This is a genomic window from Ensifer sp. ENS06, assembly GCF_014852205.1.
GTDB lineage: Bacteria > Pseudomonadota > Alphaproteobacteria > Rhizobiales > Rhizobiaceae > Ensifer > Ensifer adhaerens.
The window spans coordinates 13387-33099 of the sequence record NZ_JACVBC010000015.1 but is presented as its reverse complement, the minus strand read 5'-3'; the positions used below and the strand labels follow the sequence as shown (position 1 = coordinate 33099).

At 62.8% G+C, this 19713-nt stretch carries 17 protein-coding genes, 1 tRNA gene and 1 pseudogene; 9 read left to right on the top strand and 10 right to left on the bottom strand.

The annotated features are described in order from the left end of the window. Positions 1–32: 32 nt before the first annotated feature. On the bottom strand, positions 33–1208 hold the full coding sequence (gene dxr / locus IB279_RS31295; protein WP_060582921.1) for a 1-deoxy-D-xylulose-5-phosphate reductoisomerase: 1176 nt from the start codon (positions 1206–1208) through the stop codon (positions 33–35). A gap of 209 nt (positions 1209–1417) precedes the next feature. On the opposite strand from dxr, the gene IB279_RS31290 reads away from it, so the two are divergent. The 3 genes from IB279_RS31290 to IB279_RS31280 all read left to right on the top strand — a co-directional run bounded on the left by IB279_RS31290 (position 1418) and on the right by IB279_RS31280 (position 2951). Next, complete coding sequence (locus tag IB279_RS31290; protein WP_034802387.1) at positions 1418–2140, top strand: META domain-containing protein; 723 nt, start codon at positions 1418–1420, stop codon at positions 2138–2140. Between the two features lie 154 nt (positions 2141–2294). Continuing rightward, positions 2295–2456, top strand: coding sequence for a Thivi_2564 family membrane protein (locus IB279_RS31285; RefSeq protein ID WP_089044368.1), 162 nt, complete (start codon positions 2295–2297; stop codon positions 2454–2456). Between the two features lie 126 nt (positions 2457–2582). Beyond that, positions 2583–2951, top strand: coding sequence for a VOC family protein (locus tag IB279_RS31280; RefSeq protein ID WP_192340494.1), 369 nt, complete (start codon positions 2583–2585; stop codon positions 2949–2951). A 40-nt stretch (positions 2952–2991) separates the two neighbouring features. Here the strand turns inward: IB279_RS31280 and IB279_RS31275 are convergent, their stop codons facing one another. Further along, complete coding sequence (locus IB279_RS31275; protein WP_034802382.1) at positions 2992–3261, bottom strand: hypothetical protein; 270 nt, start codon at positions 3259–3261, stop codon at positions 2992–2994. A gap of 282 nt (positions 3262–3543) precedes the next feature. After that, positions 3544–4266: an SDR family NAD(P)-dependent oxidoreductase gene (locus IB279_RS31270; RefSeq protein WP_089044371.1), complete on the bottom strand. Its 723-nt coding sequence runs from the start codon at positions 4264–4266 to the stop codon at positions 3544–3546. 112 nt (positions 4267–4378) lie between these two features. On the opposite strand from IB279_RS31270, the gene IB279_RS31265 reads away from it, so the two are divergent. After that, on the top strand, positions 4379–5281 hold the full coding sequence (locus tag IB279_RS31265; RefSeq protein ID WP_112772949.1) for a LysR family transcriptional regulator: 903 nt from the start codon (positions 4379–4381) through the stop codon (positions 5279–5281). Between the two features lie 7 nt (positions 5282–5288). Here the strand turns inward: IB279_RS31265 and IB279_RS31260 are convergent, their stop codons facing one another. Together IB279_RS31260 and IB279_RS31255 are read right to left on the bottom strand one after the other, a co-directional pair. Then, positions 5289–5825, bottom strand: a complete 537-nt coding sequence (locus IB279_RS31260; RefSeq protein ID WP_234824601.1) for a GNAT family N-acetyltransferase — start codon at positions 5823–5825, stop codon at positions 5289–5291. Between the two features lie 54 nt (positions 5826–5879). Beyond that, positions 5880–5956, bottom strand: a tRNA-Arg gene (locus IB279_RS31255). A gap of 252 nt (positions 5957–6208) precedes the next feature. Between IB279_RS31255 and IB279_RS31250 the strand changes: the two genes are divergently transcribed. From IB279_RS31250 to metH, 4 genes are all read left to right on the top strand, one after another. Next, positions 6209–7105, top strand: coding sequence for an ROK family protein (locus IB279_RS31250; RefSeq protein ID WP_112772947.1), 897 nt, complete (start codon positions 6209–6211; stop codon positions 7103–7105). A 5-nt stretch (positions 7106–7110) separates the two neighbouring features. Continuing rightward, the gene (locus IB279_RS31245) at positions 7111–7605 is read left to right on the top strand and encodes a heme-degrading domain-containing protein (RefSeq protein ID WP_034802370.1); all 495 of its coding nucleotides are present in this window, start codon (positions 7111–7113) and stop codon (positions 7603–7605) included. 9 nt (positions 7606–7614) lie between these two features. Continuing rightward, positions 7615–8769, top strand: a complete 1155-nt coding sequence (locus tag IB279_RS31240) for an AGE family epimerase/isomerase (RefSeq protein ID WP_181529629.1) — start codon at positions 7615–7617, stop codon at positions 8767–8769. 165 nt (positions 8770–8934) lie between these two features. Then, complete coding sequence (metH, locus tag IB279_RS31235; RefSeq protein ID WP_112772945.1) at positions 8935–12705, top strand: methionine synthase; 3771 nt, start codon at positions 8935–8937, stop codon at positions 12703–12705. A 48-nt stretch (positions 12706–12753) separates the two neighbouring features. Here metH and IB279_RS31230 read toward each other — a convergent pair whose 3' ends face one another. The 3 genes and pseudogenes from IB279_RS31230 to IB279_RS31220 form a co-directional block, all read right to left on the bottom strand. Beyond that, the gene (locus IB279_RS31230; protein ID WP_112772944.1) at positions 12754–13581 is read right to left on the bottom strand and encodes an alpha/beta fold hydrolase; all 828 of its coding nucleotides are present in this window, start codon (positions 13579–13581) and stop codon (positions 12754–12756) included. A 34-nt stretch (positions 13582–13615) separates the two neighbouring features. Continuing rightward, positions 13616–14639 (bottom strand): annotated as a pseudogene (locus tag IB279_RS31225) (DUF1254 domain-containing protein). A 17-nt stretch (positions 14640–14656) separates the two neighbouring features. Then, on the bottom strand, positions 14657–16075 hold the full coding sequence (locus tag IB279_RS31220) for a DUF1254 domain-containing protein (RefSeq protein WP_112772943.1): 1419 nt from the start codon (positions 16073–16075) through the stop codon (positions 14657–14659). A gap of 170 nt (positions 16076–16245) precedes the next feature. Here IB279_RS31220 and IB279_RS31215 point away from each other — a divergent pair, with 170 nt between their 5' ends. Next, the gene (locus IB279_RS31215) at positions 16246–18465 is read left to right on the top strand and encodes an adenylate/guanylate cyclase domain-containing protein (RefSeq protein ID WP_060611018.1); all 2220 of its coding nucleotides are present in this window, start codon (positions 16246–16248) and stop codon (positions 18463–18465) included. A 27-nt stretch (positions 18466–18492) separates the two neighbouring features. Here the strand turns inward: IB279_RS31215 and IB279_RS31210 are convergent, their stop codons facing one another. Together IB279_RS31210 and IB279_RS31205 are read right to left on the bottom strand one after the other, a co-directional pair. Further along, positions 18493–18996, bottom strand: a complete 504-nt coding sequence (locus IB279_RS31210) for a YHS domain-containing (seleno)protein (RefSeq protein WP_234824600.1) — start codon at positions 18994–18996, stop codon at positions 18493–18495. A gap of 22 nt (positions 18997–19018) precedes the next feature. After that, positions 19019–19609, bottom strand: a complete 591-nt coding sequence (locus IB279_RS31205) for an ankyrin repeat domain-containing protein (protein ID WP_034802356.1) — start codon at positions 19607–19609, stop codon at positions 19019–19021. Positions 19610–19713: the final 104 nt, after the last annotated feature.

Below are 19713 nucleotides of genomic sequence, written 5' to 3'. Positions count from 1 at the left end.
GGCGCCATGCGCGCCGGTCAGAAAGCTCTGAATTACCGAAGCAGCCCGGCCGCCAAGTGCCGGGCTTTTTCGTCGGCGGCAAAGACGTCGTCCATCGTTGCGGCCCCCGGCAGGTCGGCAAGCTTGTCCATGACCTTTTCGACGATCTCTGCCATGGCGAGAAAGCCGGTGCGGCCGGCGATGAACGCGTCGAGCGCGGTTTCCTTGGCGCCGTTGAGGACCGCACCCTGCACGCCGCCTTCGACCATGGCGCGCCGCGCCAGGCGGATGGCCGGGAAGCGCACTTCGTCCGGCGCCTCGAAATCGAGGCGCGACAGCTTGGCGAAATCGAGCCGCTCGATCGGCAGGCTGCAGCGGCTCGGATAGGAGAGCGCATAGCCGATGGCGGTGCGCATGTCCGGGCAGCCGAGCTGGGCGAGCACCGATCCGTCGGTATAGCCGACCATCGAGTGGATCACCGACTGCGGGTGCACGATCACCTCGACCTGCTCGGGCTGAAGCGCGAAGAGATGTCTCGCCTCGATCATCTCCAACGCCTTGTTGAACATAGAGGCGCTGTCGATCGAGATTTTCAGGCCCATCGACCAGTTCGGATGGGCGCGCGCGACGTCAGCCGTCACGTGACGCATTTCTTCCAGCGACTTGGTGCGGAAGGGGCCGCCGGAAGCGGTCAGGATGATACGCTCGACCGCATGGCGCTGGTGTTCTTCCAGAACCTGGAAGATGGCATTGTGTTCGCTGTCGACCGGAAGCAGCCGACCGCCGCCTTTCTTCACCGCGTCGATGAACAGACTGCCGGCGGAAACCAGGCACTCCTTGTTGGCAAGCGCGATGTCGGCGCCGCGGCGGGCCGCGGCAAGCGTCGGCGCCAAGCCGGCATTGCCGACGATCGCCGCCATCACCCAGTCCGCGTTGCGCTCGGCCGCTTCGATCAGGCCGCTCTTGCCGGCGGCAACCTGAATGCCGGTGCCGGCGAGCGCGGCCTTCAGGTTTTCGTACTGGCTATCGTTGGCGGTGACGGCGAGTTCGGCGCGAACTTTCACGGCCTGCTCGGCGAGCAGGGGAATGTTGCCGTTGCCGGTGACGGCGACGACGTCGAAGCGCTCACGGCCGCCAAGGCGCTCGATAACGTCGAGCGTGTTGGTGCCGATCGAACCGGTCGAGCCGAGGATCGTCAGTCGGCGCTTCGCACTGTCGTGGGATGCCATGCCAATACCCATGTTCTTCTTTTCGGACGGAATGCCCGGCTGAGCCTTCGCCGCGGGCGCATGATCTTCACGAGATCGATCCGAGTCTTTTATGTTGTTTGCTAGGCTCTACAGGCGAAATCCGCCGGCAACAAGGGTGCGGTCTTCATTCCGTCTCGTCCGCAGGCTAAGAATTGGGTGCCTTGAGTCGGGGTCCGGAGGAGTTCGCGATGCTGAAAATCATAACCGCCGTTTCCTGCGCCTGTGTCGCGATCGAAATGGCATCGATGCAGCCGGTTGCGGCGGAAAACGTGCCGCCGCAGCTCGTCGCCACCTGGCTTGCCGAAGATATCGGTGGGGGTGGGGTCATCGACAATCTCCAGTCGACCCTGGAGATCCGCGAGGACGGGACCTATGGCGGCATGGCCGGCTGCAACCATTTCACCGGTACTTTCAGTCTCTCCGGCTCGAAGATCACCTTCGGCCCGGCGGCATCGACACGCAAGATGTGCGTGCCCGCGGTGATGAACCAGGAGCAGAAGTTTCTCAAGGCGCTCAGCAACGAGCTTTCCTGGTCGGTGGAAGGATCGAAGCTCGTGCTTGGCAAGGCCGGCGGCGGCATCGCCCTGAAACTGGCGTCTATGACGGCAGCGTCTGGAGGCGCCGACGTGACGATCCGCGTTCCCGGCGCCGATGCGGTGGACCGGCAATCGGTCCGCTACGACTGCGGCGGCAAGGCGATCGAGGCGGAATACATCAATGCCGGCCCGGTTTCGCTGGTGACCTTCACCATCGACGGCACATTCGTCGTCGCCTCAAACGTGATAGCTGCGTCCGGAGCCAAATATGCCGGCGGGCAATATGTCTGGTGGACGAAGGGCGAGGAAGCAACGCTGTATGATGCCACCAAAGGCGACGAGGATCGGGGAACCGCCTGCAAGCCGGCATCCTGAGCCGGCTTCTCGCCTGAGCGGAAACACCAGGCTCGGCCTGCGCCTGGGTGAACGAGTGGCATAAGTTGTCGCCTCGATTGGAACTTTTTCCTTCGCGTCCTAGTTACAATCCCGACGCCATCGCGGCGCTGTTGTGTGAAAATGGGAGTGTTCCATGGGGCTGCTTATCGGAATTCTGATTACCTTCCTCGTCATCGTGCTGGTGCTCTATCTCGTCCAGCGTCTGCCGCTCGACGCGCGCGCCAAGCAGATCGTCCAGATCATCGTCATCATCATCGGCATCATCTCTCTGTTGAAATATCTCGCCGTCTTCTGACGTGTCGCCTTCCAGCCAAAGGCCGCCGGATCGCAAGGCCCGGCGGCCTTTGGCTGTCCGGTTGATGCTGACAGGATCTGACAGCGGCAGTGCCTAGGGTCCGAGCATCGAAAAGGAGACCCGACGATGCTGTCACCGAACCTCATCCTGCTCTATGTCGAAGACCCAACCGGAAGCGCTGCCTTCTATACCGGCCTGCTTGGACGCGAACCTGTTGCATCCTTCCCGACCTATGTCGCCTTCCAACTCGAAAACGGGCTGACGTTCAGTCTCTGGTCCACCGGTGCACGGGATTTCGTTTCGTCGGGAAGCGGTCACCGCTCTGAAGTCGCCTTCATGGTGAAGGACGATATCGAGGTCGAGCGCCTTTATGCGGAATGGCGCAGCAAAGGGATCACGATCGAACAGGAACTGAAGACCGCCGTCTTCGGCCGCACCTTCGTCGCGCTGGACCCGGATGGACATCGGCTGCGCGTGTGCCGGCCCGATGATTGAAATCATCAGGTTTTGGTGGACCGAACGCGGATAGCAACGCTTATTGCGCGGCCGTCGGCGCTCTGCGGTCAAGGATGGCCTGGAACAGGGCGGCCTGACGCTCGGTCGCGGCGCGGATCGCGCTGAGCTGCCGCAGCATCGAGCCGAAAGCCGCGAGAAGTATGCCGCTCAGTATCGCGCTCAAGGCCCAAGGGAGCATGACGAGCGCACGAAGCTGCGCCGTTGCCGGATCGGCAACGAGCAGCGCGATCGCGGCGGCCAGAGCGGCCAGGATGATGACGATGCCGATGATTTGCAGAAGCTTACCCATGGTGTCCTCCCGTCATGCGCGCACCGTCAGGCAGACTGCATCTCCTGTCAAGCCAGCCGCCCAGCGCGGCAACCTTGCGATCGTGATCGAAGGAACGGGACCGGCCCAACAAAAAAGGCCGGGGCAAACCCGACCTTCCTCATCACCTTCCGTCGATGCCAGTTCATCCGTGGTCATCAGGAAGATGTGAGTGTTGTTTAGCGGTCGTTCGTGACAGGCGCATGACGTCAGCGCGTTTCTTTTCCCCTGCGCTGCTCTGCGCCAGCAACGGGCGCTCCCACTCTACCATTTGCCCAGATGCGCGCCGCCGTCCACGTTCAGCACCTCCCCGGTTATGCGCGGCGCCCTGGTCAGGAACAGGACGGCATCCGCGATCTCGGCCACGCTGGAAATGCTGTGCATCGGCGAGAGCGTGTTCAGGAAATCCCGCGGGTTGTCCTTGTGGAGCGGCGTGTCGACGACACCGGGGGCCACGACGTTGACGCGGATTCCGTCCCTTGCGTATTCCATGGCGATGTTCTTCGAGATCGCGTTGATGCCGCCCTTGGTCAGCATGGCGACCGAAGCGTTCATGCCTGCAATCGGTCGGTCGGCAAGGGGTGTCGTGATGCTGACGATGCTGCCGCCTCTTTTCTGCGAAAGCATCTGCTTGATCACAAGCTGGGTCGTGTGGAGGAATCCCTCGATGTTGGTGGCGCTCAGCTGCCGGTAGTCTTCGGCGGTGTAGTCGACGAAGGGCTTGGTGAAGAAGATGCCGGCATTGTTGACGAGCGCGTCGATCGAGCCGAACCGGGCGATCGCGGTTTCGACCACGCGTTTCGCCGTCTCCGGATCGGCGATATCGCCGTCGACCCGGGCCAGCCGGTCCGATTCGGTGATTTCGCGCGATTGGCTGACATTGCGCGAGGTTGCGACGACGCTGTAGCCCTCTGCCAGAAAAGCGTTTGTGAGGCCCGCGCCGATGCCCTGGGATGCACCGGTGATGATGGCGACTTTGTTTGTCATCTGATCTCTCCGTGGATGGACGGTTTCGGTCAGATCAATATGGCTGCTGCCAGATTGTGGGATTAGGCGGAAATATCTGGAATTACTTTTCCAGCGATGCAAAAATCTTCCCATGGTCGATCTGAACGATATCGCGGTCTTTGCGGCCGTTGCCCAATTCGAGAGTTTCAGCCGGGCGGCACGTTCGCTCGGGATGCCGGTCTCCACCGTCAGCCGCAAGGTCACGGCGCTCGAGGAGCAACTGGGCGTCACGCTCATCCAGCGCACGACGCGCAAGCTCAGTCTCACGGCGCCGGGGCGCGCCTATTATGCGGAATGCGGCGAACCGCTGAAGCAGCTTCGCGACGCGGAGCGGGTGCTGAGCGAGGCACAAAGAAGACCGGAGGGGTTGCTGCGGGTCACCGTTCCCATGACCCTCGGGCAGCCGCCCTTCTTTGATTTCCTGTCCGCATTTCTGAAGACGTATCCCGAGATCGAGGTCGATCTGCTCGTCACCAACATGTTCATGGACCTCGTTGCCGAAAACATCGACGTCGCAGTGCGGTTCGGCGAATTGCGCGATTCGTCGCTTGTCGCGCAGCGTTTGGGTCGAAGCACCCATTTCCTGGTGGCCGCACCCGGCTATCTCGACAAACATGGCACCCCATCGCGACCCGAAGACCTGAGTGGCCACCGCTGTGTCCTGGTCAATGCCCGGGGCAACGAGGTCGAATGGCATCTGGTCAAGGGTGGCGAAGCGGTCAGCCTGCGTGTGACCGGGGCGGTGTCGGTCCACGATATCCAGTCGGCGAGTGCCATGACCGAGCGCGGCCACGGCATCGGCCGGCTCCCGCCGATCTTCTGCGACAGCCTGCTTGCGAGCGGCAAGCTTCTGCGCGTGCTTCCGGGATGGTCCGCGCCGGATGTCTTTGTGCATGCGGTCTATCCGACGCGGCGCTTCCTGCCATCGCGGCTGCAGGTGTTTCTGCAGGAACTCAAAGCCTGGCGCGGCCCGGCGTGGCAGCCGCTTCGGTGAGCGTGCGTTAGGGCACGATCTCCTCGAGCTTCTGCGCAAAGGCGCTGAAGCCGGCGCGGCGATAGGTAGCCTGCGCCTGCGGATGATCCCATTCGTCCGTATATAGCCAGATCCGGTTTGCGCCACGGTCCCAGACGGCGCGCAGCGCGCTATCGAGCAGAAATGGCCCCAGCCTTTGGCCGTAAACATCCGGGATCAGGCCGAAATGGGTGAGCTCGACATCCTCGGTATCGGCGCGGTCGAATTCACAGAGCCCGACTGCGCGGCCATCCAGCCGGAGGATGTAGAGGATCGTGGAGGCGCTTCTGAGAAAGTCGTCGAGATCGGCCGTCGGCATGCGCAGCCGCTGATCCCAGCGTAACGGTTCGCCGACGGCGCGAAAGAGCGAAAGAAACGCAGCGGCATCCGGACGTTCGGACGCGACCACCGCTTGCGCGATCGGTGCCGGAAACGCATCGCCCGCCGGACGTTCGAGCATTTCCATATAGGTCACGAGCAGATGAACCGTGTTTTCTCCGGAGGGGGTTGCTTTGCTGTCATCCACGGCGTCAGCACGGCGTGCGCCGCGTCCAATTCCATTAAGAGGGGTCTTGGAAAATGGTGATCCCGCCGCGATTCGAACGCGGGACCCCCAGATTAGGAATCTGGTGCTCTATCCTGCTGAGCTACGGGACCACTTGAATAGCACCCATACAAAAGCAAGGGCTCTTCGCCAAGTGTTTTTGCGTGCGTGCCCGCGGAAATGCAGGTGGCGGCGAGCTTGGGTCGTCTCGTCCGGGTGGTGTGCCGACGCGGACCGGCAGGCTTGAAAACGACGATGAAACGGGGGCTGGTCTTCCATGTCCTCTGAATGCTAAGCAAAGCAGGCGCCGGCCCGAGGAAGCTGGCGCTCCCCATTGAGTCCTTCATCAGAGACCTGATCCACATATGTTCATCGGAATAGATTGGGGTGGCACAAAAATGGAAGTCATCGCGCTTGGCCGCGATGGCGAAACACGCGCCCGTCATCGCGTCTCGACCCCGACCAGCGGCTATGACGATTGCATCCGCGCCGTTCTCGATCTGGTTGCTGCCGCCGAGCAGACGGCGGGCGAACAGGGCTCGATCGGCATCGGCATTCCCGGCAGTCCCAATCCGCGCACCGGAATCGTGCGCAATTCCAATGCGGTGCTGATCAATGGCAAGCCCCTTGGGCGTGACCTCGAAACGGCGCTTGGCCGCCCGGTCCGGCTTGCCAACGACGCCAATTGCCTGGCGGTCTCGGAGGCGGTCGACGGCGCCGGCAAGAATGAGCATGTGGTCTTCGGCGTTATCGTCGGCACCGGCCATGGCGGCGGCCTTGCGATCGACAAGAAGGTGCACGCCGGCTACCAGGGCGTTGCCGCCGAGATCGGCCATTATCCGCTGCCCTGGATGACGAAGGACGAATATCCCGGCCACAAATGCTGGTGCGGCAAGCACGGTTGCCTCGACATGTATGCCTGCGGCACGGGTGTCGAGCTCGACTATCGCCTGACGACCGGCGTCGAAATGCGTGGGCGCGACATCATCGAGGCGAAGCGGGCGAGCGATCCGGTTGCAACGGGCGTCTATGAGCGCTTCGTCGACCGGCTGGCGCGCAGCCTGGCGCTGCTCACCAACATCGTCGACCCCGACGTCTACGTGCTTGGCGGCGGCATGTCGAATGTCGACGAAATCTATGACGACGTGCCGCCACGGGTGGTCAACTACCTCTTCGGCGACACGTTCGAAACCCCCATCCGCAAGGCCCTGCACGGTGACAGCTCCGGCGTGCGCGGTGCGGCCTGGCTCTGGAAGGACTGACCCCCATGAATATCGACAAGGACCTCGCCCGCATCGCGCGGCAGGAACAGGAATTGCAGTTCGAGCGCTTCGATCTCGATGCGGCGTGGGAGCTTGGCTCACTGCTGCGCAAGATGGCGGCCGAGCGCAAGCTTGGCGTCGTCATCGACATCACGCTCTTCTCGATGCAGGTGTTCTACGCCGCGCTCGACGGGGCGACGCCGGATAATCCGAACTGGGTGCGCCGCAAGCGCAACACCGTGTTCCGCCTGTTCAAGAGCAGCTATGCCACCGGCCGCGAGCTCGCCAAGGCGCAGACCAATCTGCAGGCCAAGCTCGGCCTTGCCGATGCGGATTATGCGGCGCACGGTGGCAGCTTCCCGATCGTCGTCAAAGGTACCGGCTGTATCGGTGCCGTCACCGTATCCGGCCTGCCGCAACGCGAGGACCACAACATGGTGGTCGAAGCGCTCTCGGCCTTGCTCGGCAAGGATCATGGCGCCTTGAAGCTCGAGGACTGAGAATTGGCATTGGATATAATTTCGCAATCACGCGTGCTGTCGGATTGGCTGGCAGACAAGGCCCTGCCGCTCTGGCGCGACAAGGGTGTCGATCATTCAGGCGGCTTCGTCGAGACGATCGATATGGCAGGCGAGCCGACCCGCGCCAACCGGCGTGCACGCGTTCAGCCGCGGCAGGTCTACTGTTTCGGCGAGGCCGGGCGGCGCGGCTGGTCCGGTGATTGGCGCGGTGCCGCCGAAGGCGGGCTTGCCTATTTCGATCGCATTTTCAAGCAGCCGAGCGGCTTTTACGGCGCGCTCGCCGATGCCGACGGCAATCTGCTCGATCCGTCCTTTGACCTCTACAACCAGGCCTTCGCGCTGCTTGCCTTCGCCTATCTGGGCGAGGTCGTGCCGGCCCGCAAGGCCGAGATGATCGAGCGCAGCAATGACCTTCGCTCGCGGATCGAGGCGCATGTCAAGCATCCGGTCGCGGGCTTCGAGGAAGACAATCCCTCGCGCCTGCCGCTCTGCTCCAATCCGCATATGCATCTCTTTGAGGCGTGCCTGGCGAGCGAGACGGTCGAGGGCTTCGATCGGGTTGGCTGGGCGAACCTCGCCGACGAAATTGCGCATCTGGCGATGGATTATTTCATCGATGCCGAGAGCGGTGTGCTGCGCGAATTCTTCGATCACGACTGGGCGCCGATGGCAGGCGAAAAGGGCCGGATCGTCGAGCCTGGACATCTGTTCGAATGGGCGTGGCTGCTTTTGCGCTGGGCGGAGCGCCGCGGCAGCGCCGAGGCGATCGTCAAGGCACGGCGGCTGTTCGATATCGGTGAGGCCCACGGCATCTGCGCGAACCGCAACGTCGCGATCATGACGCTTCTCGACGATCTGTCGGTGGCCGATCCGATCGCGCGGCTTTGGCCGCAGACCGAGTGGCTGAAGGCGGCCGTCCGCTTTGCCGCACTCACCAATGGTGCCGAGCGCGAGCGTTATCTTGCTTCGGCCGCGCGAGCAGCGGCGGCCCTTCAGACGTTTCTGGCGACGCCGGTTGCGGGCCTTTGGCGCGACAAACAGAAGGCCGACGGCACCTTCGTCGAGGAGCCGGCGCCGGCGAGCAGCTTCTACCATATCCTCTGCGCCATTTATGAAACCGAGGACTGCCTAGCCCGGATCTGATTTGCCGATCCAGAGTATCGCTTTCATTATGGCCCGTCGCGATTGCGGCGGGCCATTTTCTTTGCTCCGAGAGGTAAATGTGATTGCTGCATATGTTGACATAAAGATATCTTTATGTGATTGACTTGCCTTAGTGTTTGTCGTTTTCAGAACGGGAGATTTCCCATGTCCGCCATCGACGCCCTTTTCGGCGATGTTTCCTGCAAGCCGGATGGCTCCGAGATCAAGCGGGCGCTGGCCCAGGCTGCGCGCGAACGCATCCTGATCATGGATGGCGCGATGGGCACGGAGATCCAGCAGCTCGGCTTTGTCGAGCAGCATTTCCGCGGCGACCGATTCGGCGGCTGCGCCTGTCATCAACAGGGCAACAACGACCTTCTGACGCTGACCCAGCCGAAGGCGATCGAGGACATCCATTACGCCTATGCCATCGCCGGCGCGGATATCCTTGAAACCAACACGTTCTCCTCGACCCGCATCGCCCAGGCCGATTACGGCATGGAAGACATGGTCTATGATCTCAACCGCGATGGTGCCCGAGTGGCTCGGCGCGCGGCCAAGCGGGCCGAAGCCGCAGACGGTCGCCGCCGTTTCGTCGCCGGCGCGCTCGGGCCGACGAACCGCACGGCGTCGATTTCGCCCGACGTCAACAATCCCGGTTATCGCGCCGTCACCTTCGACGATTTGCGCGTCGCCTATGCCGAACAGATCCGCGGTCTGATCGACGGCGGCGCCGACATCATTCTGATCGAGACGATCTTCGACACCCTGAACGCCAAGGCGGCGATCTTCGCGACCAAGGAAGTCTTTGCGGAGAAGGGTATCGACCTGCCGGTCATGATCTCCGGCACGATCACCGACCTCTCGGGCCGCACCCTGTCCGGGCAGACGCCGACGGCCTTCTGGCACTCGGTGCGCCATGCCGAGCCTTTCACCATCGGGCTCAACTGCGCGCTCGGCGCCAATGCCATGCGCGCCCATATCGACGAACTTTCAAGCGTTGCCGATACCTTCGTCTGCGCCTATCCCAATGCCGGCCTGCCGAACGAGTTCGGCCAGTACGACGAAACGCCGGAGCAGATGGCCGCCCAGGTGGAAGCCTTTGCGCGCGACGGGCTGCTCAACATTGTCGGCGGCTGCTGCGGCTCGACGCCGGCCCATATCAGCGCGATCGCCAAGGCCGTTGCCAAGCATCCGCCGCGCGAGATCCCCAAGGTCGAGCCGCTGATGCGGCTCTCCGGGCTGGAGCCCTTCACGCTCACCTCCGACATTCCCTTCGTCAACGTCGGCGAGCGCACCAACGTCACCGGCTCGGCGAAGTTCCGCAAGCTGATCACTGCCGGCGATTATTCGGCCGCTCTCGACGTCGCGCGCGACCAGGTGGCGAACGGCGCCCAGATCATCGACATCAACATGGACGAGGGCCTGATCGATTCGAAGCAGGCGATGATCGAGTTCTTGAACCTCGTCGCCTCCGAACCCGATATCGCCCGCGTTCCCGTGATGATCGATTCGTCGAAGTGGGAAGTGATCGAGGCGGGCCTGAAATGCGTTCAGGGCAAGCCGCTGGTCAATTCCATCTCGATGAAGGAAGGCGAAGAGGCGTTCCTGCACCATGCCAGGCTTTGCCGCGCCTACGGTGCCGCCGTCGTCATCATGGCCTTCGACGAGGTCGGCCAGGCCGACACCCAGGCGCGCAAGATCGAGATCTGCACACGCGCCTACAAGCTCCTGACGGAACAGGCGGGCTTCCCGCCCGAAGACATAATCTTCGATCCGAACATCTTCGCCGTGGCGACGGGCATCGAGGAACACAACAACTACGGTGTCGACTTCATCGAGGCGACGCGCGAGATCATCAAGACCCTGCCGCACGTGCATGTGTCGGGCGGCGTCTCCAACCTCTCCTTCTCGTTCCGCGGCAACGAGCCGGTGCGCGAGGCAATGCACGCGGTGTTCCTCTACCACGCCATCCAGGCGGGCATGGACATGGGCATCGTCAACGCCGGCCAGCTCGCCGTCTATGACGCCATCGATGCCGATCTGCGCGAGGCCTGCGAGGACGTGGTGCTCAACCGCCGCGCCGATTCGACCGAGCGCATGCTGGAGATCGCTGAGCGCTATCGCGGACAGGGCGGCTCGCAGGGCCGCGAGAAGGATCTTTCCTGGCGCGAATGGTCGGTGGCAAAGCGCCTCGAACATGCGCTGGTCAACGGCATCACCGAATACATCGAGGCTGATACCGAGGAGGCTCGGCTTGAGGCAGCGCGGCCGCTGCATGTCATCGAGGGCCCGCTGATGGCCGGCATGAACGTCGTCGGCGACCTCTTCGGTTCCGGCAAGATGTTCCTGCCGCAGGTGGTCAAATCCGCACGCGTTATGAAGCAGGCGGTCGCCGTGCTCTTGCCGCACATGGAGGCAGAAAAGCTCGCCAATGGCGGCGAGGCGCGCGAAAGCGCCGGCAAGATCCTGATGGCGACGGTCAAGGGCGACGTGCACGACATCGGCAAGAACATCGTCGGCGTCGTGTTGGCCTGCAACAATTACGAGATCATCGATCTCGGCGTCATGGTGCCCTCGGCGAAGATCCTCGAAGTGGCGCGCGAGCAGAAGGTCGACATCATCGGTCTCTCTGGCCTGATCACGCCCTCACTGGATGAAATGGTGCATGTCGCCTCGGAACTTGAGCGCGAAGGCTTCGACGTACCGCTGCTGATCGGCGGCGCGACCACCAGCCGCGTGCACACGGCGGTCAAGATCAATCCGCGCTACGATCGCGGCCAGACGGTCTACGTGACGGATGCCAGCCGCGCCGTCGGCGTCGTATCGAGCTTGCTCTCGCCCGAAGCGCGCGACAATTACATGGAGACGGTTCGGGCGGAGTATCGCAAGGTCGCCGACGCGCATGCGCGCAACGAGGCGGAAAAGCGCCGGCTGCCCCTGTCGCAGGCACGTGCCAATCAGCATCGGGTTGACTGGTCGAATTATCAGGCCAAGACGCCCTCGTTCCTCGGCACGCGCGTGTTCGAAAGCTGGGATCTGGCGGAGCTTGCCCGCTACATCGACTGGACGCCGTTCTTCCAGACGTGGGAGCTGAAGGGCGTCTATCCGAAGATCCTCGACGACGAGGCGCAAGGTGCGGCTGCCCGCCAGTTGTTCGACGACGCGCAGGCGATGCTGAAAAAGATCATCGAGGAGGAGTGGTTTGCGCCGAAGGCGGTCGTCGGCTTCTGGCCGGCGGGCACGGTCGGTGACGATATCCGGCTCTTTACCGGAGAGGATCGGGCCGCTGAACTTGCGACCTTCTTCACGCTGCGCCAGCAACTCAGCAAGCGCGATGGCCGTGCGAACGTGGCCCTTTCCGACTTCGTCGCGCCTGTTGATAGCGGCTCCAATGACTATGTCGGCGGTTTCGTTGTCACAGCCGGCATCGAGGAAGTGGCGATCGCCGAGCGCTTCGAGCGCGCCAACGACGATTACTCCTCGATTATGGTGAAGGCGCTGGCCGATCGTTTCGCCGAGGCCTTTGCCGAACGCATGCATGAATATGTGCGCGCCGAACTCTGGGGTTATGCGGCGGACGAGACGTTTACGCCCGTGGAGCTGATTGGAGAGCCCTATGCCGGCATCCGCCCGGCGCCGGGTTATCCGGCCCAGCCCGATCACACGGAAAAGGCAACGCTCTTCCGGCTGCTTGACGCAGAAGCAACGATCGGCGTCAGCCTCACCGAGAGCTATGCGATGTGGCCGGGTTCGTCGGTTTCCGGCCTCTATATCGGCCATCCCGAAGCCTATTACTTCGGTGTCGCCAAGGTCGAGCGCGACCAGGTCGAGGACTATGCGACACGTAAACGCATGCCGGTGCGCGAGGTCGAGCGCTGGCTGTCGCCGATCCTCAACTACGTGCCGATGCCGGAGACCGAAGCGGCCGAGTAGCGTCGCCGGAGGGCGAGATGACGAGCCGACAAGGGCTCGTCACTCCCGTCATTGCGCGTCGCCTTTGGGCTCGTCTTCGAGTGCGACAAGGAAAGCCGTGAGCGCGGCATTGAAGCGGTCGGGCCGCTGCAGCGGGGCGAAGTGGCTGACGCCGTCGAGAAGGATGAACGCGGCGCCGGGAATGCTGTGGGCGAGATGGTCAGCATGCTCGTGTTTGATGAACTCGTCGTTTTCGCTTTGGACGATCACGACCGGCACGCGGATCTTGCCGAGATCTTCCGCCGTGTAGTTCGGCTCGGTTCTCTGCATTTCGCTGACGGCGTCGACGAAGGCGCTGAAATCGTCGGGCGTCGCCGACAGCGCGCGGTAGTCTTCGGCATGACGGCTAAAGCAACGGTCGAGCACCGGGCTCGGCTCGATGTCCTTCGTTCCGCTCGGGTCCATGTTGCAGGCGAAGAAGAAGACGCCGCTGACGCGTTCCGGCGTCTGTGAGGCGAGGGTAAGTGCGATGCAGGCGCCATCGCTCCAGCCGGCAAAGGCGGCCTTCTGAATATCCAGCCTGTCCATCACGGCAAGCACGTCCGCCGCCAACAGTTCGTAGGTGTAGGGCTTTCGGTCGCGGGTGCTGCGGCCATGGCCGCGGCTGTCGATCAGGATGACGCGGTGGCCAGTGTCAAGCAGGGCCGGGACTTGAAAGCCCCAGTTGCCGCTGTGGCCAAGGCCGCCGTGCAAGAGGATAACCGGTTCGCCCGATCCATAGGTCGCATACCAGATTCGTGCGCCGTCACGCTCGACACGGCCTTCACCCGTTGCTGCGGGCAGGGGCGTTGCGCCATGCTCGGCGAAGGCCGCAAGGTTGTCATCGCTGTGTTCCATGCATGCGGCCTCCGCTGCCAAATTCGCGGCACGCCTAGTTTACCGGCTGCGGCTCGGGAAAGTGCCAGGTTCCGTCGAGGATTTCCTTGCGCGGCCGGTAGAGCCGCACTGTATAGTTCCAGCCGTCGACCACGGGCAGGCAGTTGGCGATCTTGCCGTCGCAGCCGCCGAACTGGATCGAGACGCTGCCATCGTCGCCCTTCTTGGCGGTGATGTTGTTGATCGCGTAGGCATTGTAGGCGTTCTTTTCGTAGAAGCCTTGCGCGTCGTAGACGCTGACCGACCAGAAGGCATCGACCGGTACGTCCTTGACGTCGAGCTTGTAGATGGTCTTGCCGTCGTTCTTGGCGGGCGTGACGTTGAGATAGGACGCGTCCTTGTCGGGGTTGCCGCCCCAGCCGGTCGCGGTGCCGATCAGATGGCGGATCGGGTCGACGTCGGCCTTGGTGCCGAAGGCCTTCTTGAAGTCCGGCATGGTGGCGCCGAGCGCAAGCAGGGCTTCGCGCACCTTCTTCTGGCTGGCCGGGTCCCAGGCCGGGATTTCGAACGTGCCTTCCTTCTCCTGGGTCACCTTGATCGCATCCTGCAGGGCGTGGACTTCGGCGATATCCTTCTGGTCGGTCGGATCGACCAGGGTGCGGACGCCGACAACGGCGTAGCGCGTGCCGACCTTTTCCTTGGTCAACGTCACCTCTCCGGCGCCGTAGACGACCTCCGGCACATAGTGGTCCTCATTGACCACCTGCAGCGACATGAAGCGTTTTCCCGCGTCCGGCATGGTGGACCGTAACCGGGCCCGCGTCGAGATCGAACACGGCCGATGAATAGAGCGTATCGCGGTTGAGGCGGATGACGGTCTGATTGTCGATCGAAGCCGGTTCGCGCCGATGCACGAATTTGCCGAAGGCGCCGTCCTTGACCATGGAGGCGAGGTACATGTCGCTCTCGGCACGAACGAAGTTGTCGACACCGACGGTTCCGGGGTCGGCGGCGCTTGCCTGGGTTGCGGCAGCCATCGCCAGTGCACTGGCAATGAGGAACGAACGATAGTGTTTCATATTCAAATCCTCGTTGATCAGTTGGCGCGCCGCATCGGCGGCGCTTTCCATTTTCCGTCCAATGCGTCCGGCTTTGGCCAGTAGAGCCGCATGGCAGTGAAGAACGGGCCGCTCGGCGCCGGCAGCCAGTTTGCTTCCTTGTCAGGCCCAGGGCTCTCGTGCTGGACGTAGAGCGTCACGCCGCCATCGGCGTCCTTGTGCAGGTTCGGTAGCATCGGCGAGTTGATGAGATAGCGGTTAAGCGGATTGGCGTAGAGCAGGCTCGACGGCAGTTCGTAGAGGGTCAGCGACCAGAAGGCGTTGACCGGCGGCAGTTGCCCGGGTTCGAAGCGCAAGGTGTAGTGGCCCGACCCGGTCAGCGGCTTCTTCTGGTCATCGACGAAATAGGCGGGATAGAGAGCTTCGTCCTTCGAGTTGCCGTAGATACCGAGAACCGCGCCGGACATGCGCTGCATATAGTCGTTCTTCAGGAACTCCCGCGTGCCGAACGCGTCGGCACTCGAAGCCTTGCCGGTGTCGATTTCGGTTTCCTTGTGTTCCTTGAACGCCGCCCAGGCGTCCGCCATCCCGTCAGTGATCGCCTTCTGGATCTCCGGCGAGAAAGCCGTGATGTCGAACGTCTTGCCCGCACCGATGTTCAGATCGGCGAAACGCTGCATCAGCGCCGTTTCGGACGGGTGCGTCGGGCAGTACTGCAGGATAAAATTCAGGACCCTGTAGAAGTCAGGCGAGGTCTTTTCGTCAGCCGCGCTCAACGGGGCGATAAAATCGACGGCCGCGGCCGGTGCCGGAGCCGGCTGACCAAGGAAGCTCGACAGCAGCTCGACCCTGTAGCCCGCCTGGATCTTCTTGACGTTCTCGATGTCGGCGGGATCAAACATCTGCGTGCGGTAAAGCACGAAAGCGAATTCCGTTTCCGACCGGATCACCGCCTTGATCCCGGGCGGGGTTTCACCCTTCCAGCCCGGTCCCGCCAGCAGGAAGGTGCCAGCCTCGCTGCCGGTGGCGCGACTTCCGACATAGGCGAAATTGAAGGTGTACATGTCGACGAACTGGAGCGAGTAGTAGCGCTCCTTCTCGACCGCCGGCACGGTCAGGACCAGCGGCTCGGCGCGCAGGTCCGCGCCCAGGAAGGAGTAGGGCGTATCGGAATTTGGCGTCTGGATCGCCTTGTCGTCAGGCGTATAGACCCGCGCGGTATTGTTGAGCGTATTCCAGCCGCTCTTGAACTCGGGATTGCCGTGATCGACGAAATAGGAATGCTGCACCCTGTAGCTGTCGACCAGCGGGAAACCGTAGATATAGGCGTCCTTGGCAATGGCGCGCGCCTCGTCCGCAGAGAGGCCTGCATCGGCAGCCCTCGCGCTCGTCAACTTGAGTGCGGGAAGTGCCGTGGCAAGAGCGCCGAGCACCAGCAGAGACCGTCGTTTGAGCATGGCAGCTTCCTTCGGATGATCGCCTGTAATCGTGGCACTTCAGCGAGGTCCTGCAAGTACGTAACGGTTACGGCCTGGTCGACGCGTCTCATCCATGCGTGCCGATGGCGCCGCCCGCCAAGCTGCGGTACCATTGCCGCTGGAGTACATCGCACGTTGAGAGCCCGTCGATGGAGCGCCGTCTCGCAGCCGTCCTGATCGCGGATGTCGTCGGTTACAGCCGCTTGAGCCGGCTGGACGAGGAAGGGACGCGCTTGCGATTCCAGTCGGATCTCGGCGATATTCTCGAGCCGCTTTTCCGCGAGCATCACGGGCGTCTGGTGAAGACGATGGGCGATGGCCTGCTCGTCGAATTCCGCAGCGTTGTCGACGCGACCCAATGCGCAGTCGAGATCCAGCGGCGCAAGGCGGAGGCGGAAGCCGACAAGGCGCCAAATGGCGAGAGGCTGGACTTCCGCATCGGCATCAATCTTGGCGACATCATCGTCGAGGGTGACGACATCCATGGCGACGGCGTCAACATCGCCGATCGGGTCCAGGGACTTGCCGAGCCGGGTGGTATTGCGATCTCCGGCACGGCTTACGACCAGGTCAGCTCCAAGCTGAAAGTCGGATTTGCGTCCCTGGGTCAACAGACGGTCAAGGGGCTTGCCGAGCCGATCCGGGTTTACCGGGTCCTCCTCGATCCGGGGGCCGCCGGCAGGACGGTTGTCGAGAAGCCTCGACGCAATGCGGCCTGGGTGAAGGGATCGGTCGTTGGTCTCGTCGCGATTGCGCTGTCGACTGCGGTCGCCTGGTGGCAGCCGTGGACGTGGATCGGGCAGGAGGGGATGGCGCAGCGCTTCGCCTATCCGCTGCCGGACCAGCCTTCGGTTGCCGTGCTGCCCTTCATCAATGTCAGCGGCGACAGCGATCACGACCATTTGGCCGAGGGGCTGACGGACGATCTCATCACAGAACTCTCGAAAGTGTCCGGCCTCTTTGTCATCGCGCGCCATTCGGTGTTCGCGCTGAAGGGCAGTACCGACAAGATCCAGGACGTGGCCGCCGAACTTGGCGTACACTATGTGCTGGAGGGCACGCTGCAGCGGGCGGACCAGCGGTTGCGCATCAACGTCAAGCTGATCGATGCGATGAGCGGTCTTTCGCTCTGGGCCGAGCGTTACGATCGGCAATACGCCGACCTCTTTGCGGTTCAGGACGACGTGATCGGCAAGATCATCGCAGCGCTCGAGGTCAAGCTCAGCGAGGGCGAACGCGACCAGCTGGCGCGCATTCCGACGGACAATCTCGAGGCCTACGACAACTACATGCGCGCCGAGCAGCAGGGCTTGATCTGGCGCGACGTCGACACCTATCGCCAGACGCTTTCCTATTATCAGCGGGCGATCGATCTCGATCCGAAGTTCGCCGATGCGCATGCCGGTATCGCCCGGGTCGCCGTCGACGTCTGGCGCAACGACTACAACTATCTCTGGTCCGCGGCCGTGGCGCGCAAGATCGCCTATGATGCGGCGGGACAGGCCCTGAAGCTCGACGCCAACAACGCCCGCGCCCATACCGTGCTGGCGCTGCTGCAGCTGGTGGACGGCCGTCCCCTTGAGGCAAAGGAATCGGCGCTTCGAGCCGTCTCGGCGCAGCCGGGGGATGCCGAGGCGCTCGCCAATCTGGCGCTGATACTGGCCCAGACCGGTGAACACGAGCAGGCGCTCGACGATATCGAGCGGGCGCTGAGGCTTGATCCGTCGCCATCTTCGAGCCTGCAGCTGCTTTCGGGCATCGTCTATTACACGACGCGTCACCTTGAGAAGGCGATCCCCCTGATCGAAGCGGCCGGCGCATCCTTGCCAAAGGCGGAGGCGGTGCGGGAGTATCTGGCGTCGGCCTATGCCCAGCGCGGCGACCAGCAGAGTGCGGCCGCCGAAGCGGCCGAGCTGTTGAAGCTCTTCCCGGACACGAACCTGAGCTACTACGGCTATCTCTACGACTACTGGCGCGAAGAGGATCTCTATCGCCACCTCTTCGGCCTTCGCGTCGCCGGTATTCCGGAATGGCCCTTCGGCTTCGTCGGCGCCGCCAGCGACCGGCTCGGCCCGGCCGAGCTGAAACAACTGACCACCGACAAGACCTGGGTCGGCGTGCACAAGAACGGCACGGGCTTTGCGCAGTTCTTCGACAAGGACGGCAACACCGCCTATCGCACCAGCAACACCAACATCACCGGTCGGATTGAAGTGAAGGGCAACCAGCTCTGCGAAAAATATGACGGCTATTTTCTCGACCGCATGGTCTGCGGCTATGTCTACCGCAATACGGCAAAGGGCGAGCGCACGGCGGACTACATCAATGTCACGCCGCAGTCGCTGAAGTTCTTCTCGATCGAGAAGTGACGGTTGTCATCGCCGAGCCGCCGGCCTTCAGGGCCGGGGCTGCGTCCAGTTGATGTTCGCCTTCTCGGTGAGCAACGTCTGCTCGACCTCGGACCAGTGCTTGCGCGAATCGACCACCTTGTTCGGGTTCTTCACCAGTCCGTCGGCTGCGCCCGGATCGTAGCTGAGATAGAGCTTGTCCTTGATGATGCGCCAGGCCTTGGGATCGATGTTGGTCGTGACCGTGCCGAAGGAGACCCCATCGGCGCAGTAGCCGCCATATTGCGGCGCATAGCGGGTCGGCTCCTTGATGAACTGGTCGCGATGCTCGGCGCTGGCAAACTGCCAGGTGGCGCCAAGCCAGCGATAGCTGAATTCGGGTGATCCTTCGACAGCCTTGTTCTCGGTGAAATAGGCGACGGGATCGTAACCCTTGATCGCCACGTCACCAAAGTAGCCGGTGTTCACGGGCTCTTCTGCCAGTGACGGGACGGCCGGCGCAAGGAACGCCGCTGACGCCGCGATTATAAATCGTATGGAGTGTCGAGACATGCCGTTTCCTCCGTTTCCGGATCTATTGACGTTTCGTGCATTCGCCGTAGAGCCATTCGCCGACAAGCTCGGCCTTCTGGCAGGTGGCGCCGGCCTTCAACAGAAGTTCGGCGGCCGGCCAATAGGACCGCCAGCCGGCCTGGGTGAGCGGCGTATAGCCGTTGCGCTCCTTGGCTTCGATGTCTGCCTTGTTGGCAAGCAGGAAGGCGACCACTTCGGCGTGGCCTTCTTCGGCCGCCGCATGCAGCGGCGACATCTTGTAGAAGTTGGCGACGTCGTTGACCGCCGCGCCCTTGGCGACGAGTAGTTTGACGGTTTCGAGATTGCCGCCATAGGCCGCGGCGTGAAGCGCGGTGAGACCGCCCTTGTTGCGGATCTCGATGTCGTTGCCGCGGTCGATGAGAAGGGCGACGACCTCGGCGCGACCCTTGAGAGCGGCAATCAACAGCGCCGGTTCACCGGCCGCATCCGGCTCGGTTATATCGGTTCCCTGATCGAGCAACTGTTTGACGCGTTCCGTGTCGCCGTCCCGTGCCGCGTCATGCAAAGGACCCGCGTTCGCCGCCGCGGCGAAGAACGCCACCGCGACCAGCGAAGCAAAGAGAGATTTCATCGCGTAACCTCCGCCCCAGCTTCGGTCTCGCCAATTAGGAAGGGCGAAAATACCACAGGGCGGCCGGCGGAAACAGGCATTAGCGCCGCCCGATCCATACTCCT

Excerpts from the sequence above, each read along its gene's own strand:
- IB279_RS31270 (WP_089044371.1), bottom strand. The coding sequence starts at position 4,266 with ATGACAAACAAAGTCGCCATCATCACCGGTGCATCCCAGGGCATCGGC.
- IB279_RS31220 (WP_112772943.1), bottom strand. The coding sequence starts at position 16,075 with ATGCTCAAACGACGGTCTCTGCTGGTGCTCGGCGCTCTTGCCACGGCA.
- IB279_RS31230 (WP_112772944.1), bottom strand. The coding sequence starts at position 13,581 with ATGGAACACAGCGATGACAACCTTGCGGCCTTCGCCGAGCATGGCGCA.
- IB279_RS31285 (WP_089044368.1), top strand. The coding sequence starts at position 2,295 with ATGGGGCTGCTTATCGGAATTCTGATTACCTTCCTCGTCATCGTGCTG.
- dxr (WP_060582921.1), bottom strand. The coding sequence starts at position 1,208 with ATGGCATCCCACGACAGTGCGAAGCGCCGACTGACGATCCTCGGCTCG.
- IB279_RS31205 (WP_034802356.1), bottom strand. The coding sequence starts at position 19,609 with ATGAAATCTCTCTTTGCTTCGCTGGTCGCGGTGGCGTTCTTCGCCGCG.
- IB279_RS31215 (WP_060611018.1), top strand. The coding sequence starts at position 16,246 with ATGGAGCGCCGTCTCGCAGCCGTCCTGATCGCGGATGTCGTCGGTTAC.
- metH (WP_112772945.1), top strand. The coding sequence starts at position 8,935 with ATGTCCGCCATCGACGCCCTTTTCGGCGATGTTTCCTGCAAGCCGGAT.
- IB279_RS31210 (WP_234824600.1), bottom strand. The coding sequence starts at position 18,996 with ATGTCTCGACACTCCATACGATTTATAATCGCGGCGTCAGCGGCGTTC.
- IB279_RS31280 (WP_192340494.1), top strand. The coding sequence starts at position 2,583 with ATGCTGTCACCGAACCTCATCCTGCTCTATGTCGAAGACCCAACCGGA.
- IB279_RS31250 (WP_112772947.1), top strand. The coding sequence starts at position 6,209 with ATGTTCATCGGAATAGATTGGGGTGGCACAAAAATGGAAGTCATCGCG.
- IB279_RS31290 (WP_034802387.1), top strand. The coding sequence starts at position 1,418 with ATGCTGAAAATCATAACCGCCGTTTCCTGCGCCTGTGTCGCGATCGAA.
- IB279_RS31275 (WP_034802382.1), bottom strand. The coding sequence starts at position 3,261 with ATGGGTAAGCTTCTGCAAATCATCGGCATCGTCATCATCCTGGCCGCT.
- IB279_RS31245 (WP_034802370.1), top strand. The coding sequence starts at position 7,111 with ATGAATATCGACAAGGACCTCGCCCGCATCGCGCGGCAGGAACAGGAA.
- IB279_RS31265 (WP_112772949.1), top strand. The coding sequence starts at position 4,379 with ATGGTCGATCTGAACGATATCGCGGTCTTTGCGGCCGTTGCCCAATTC.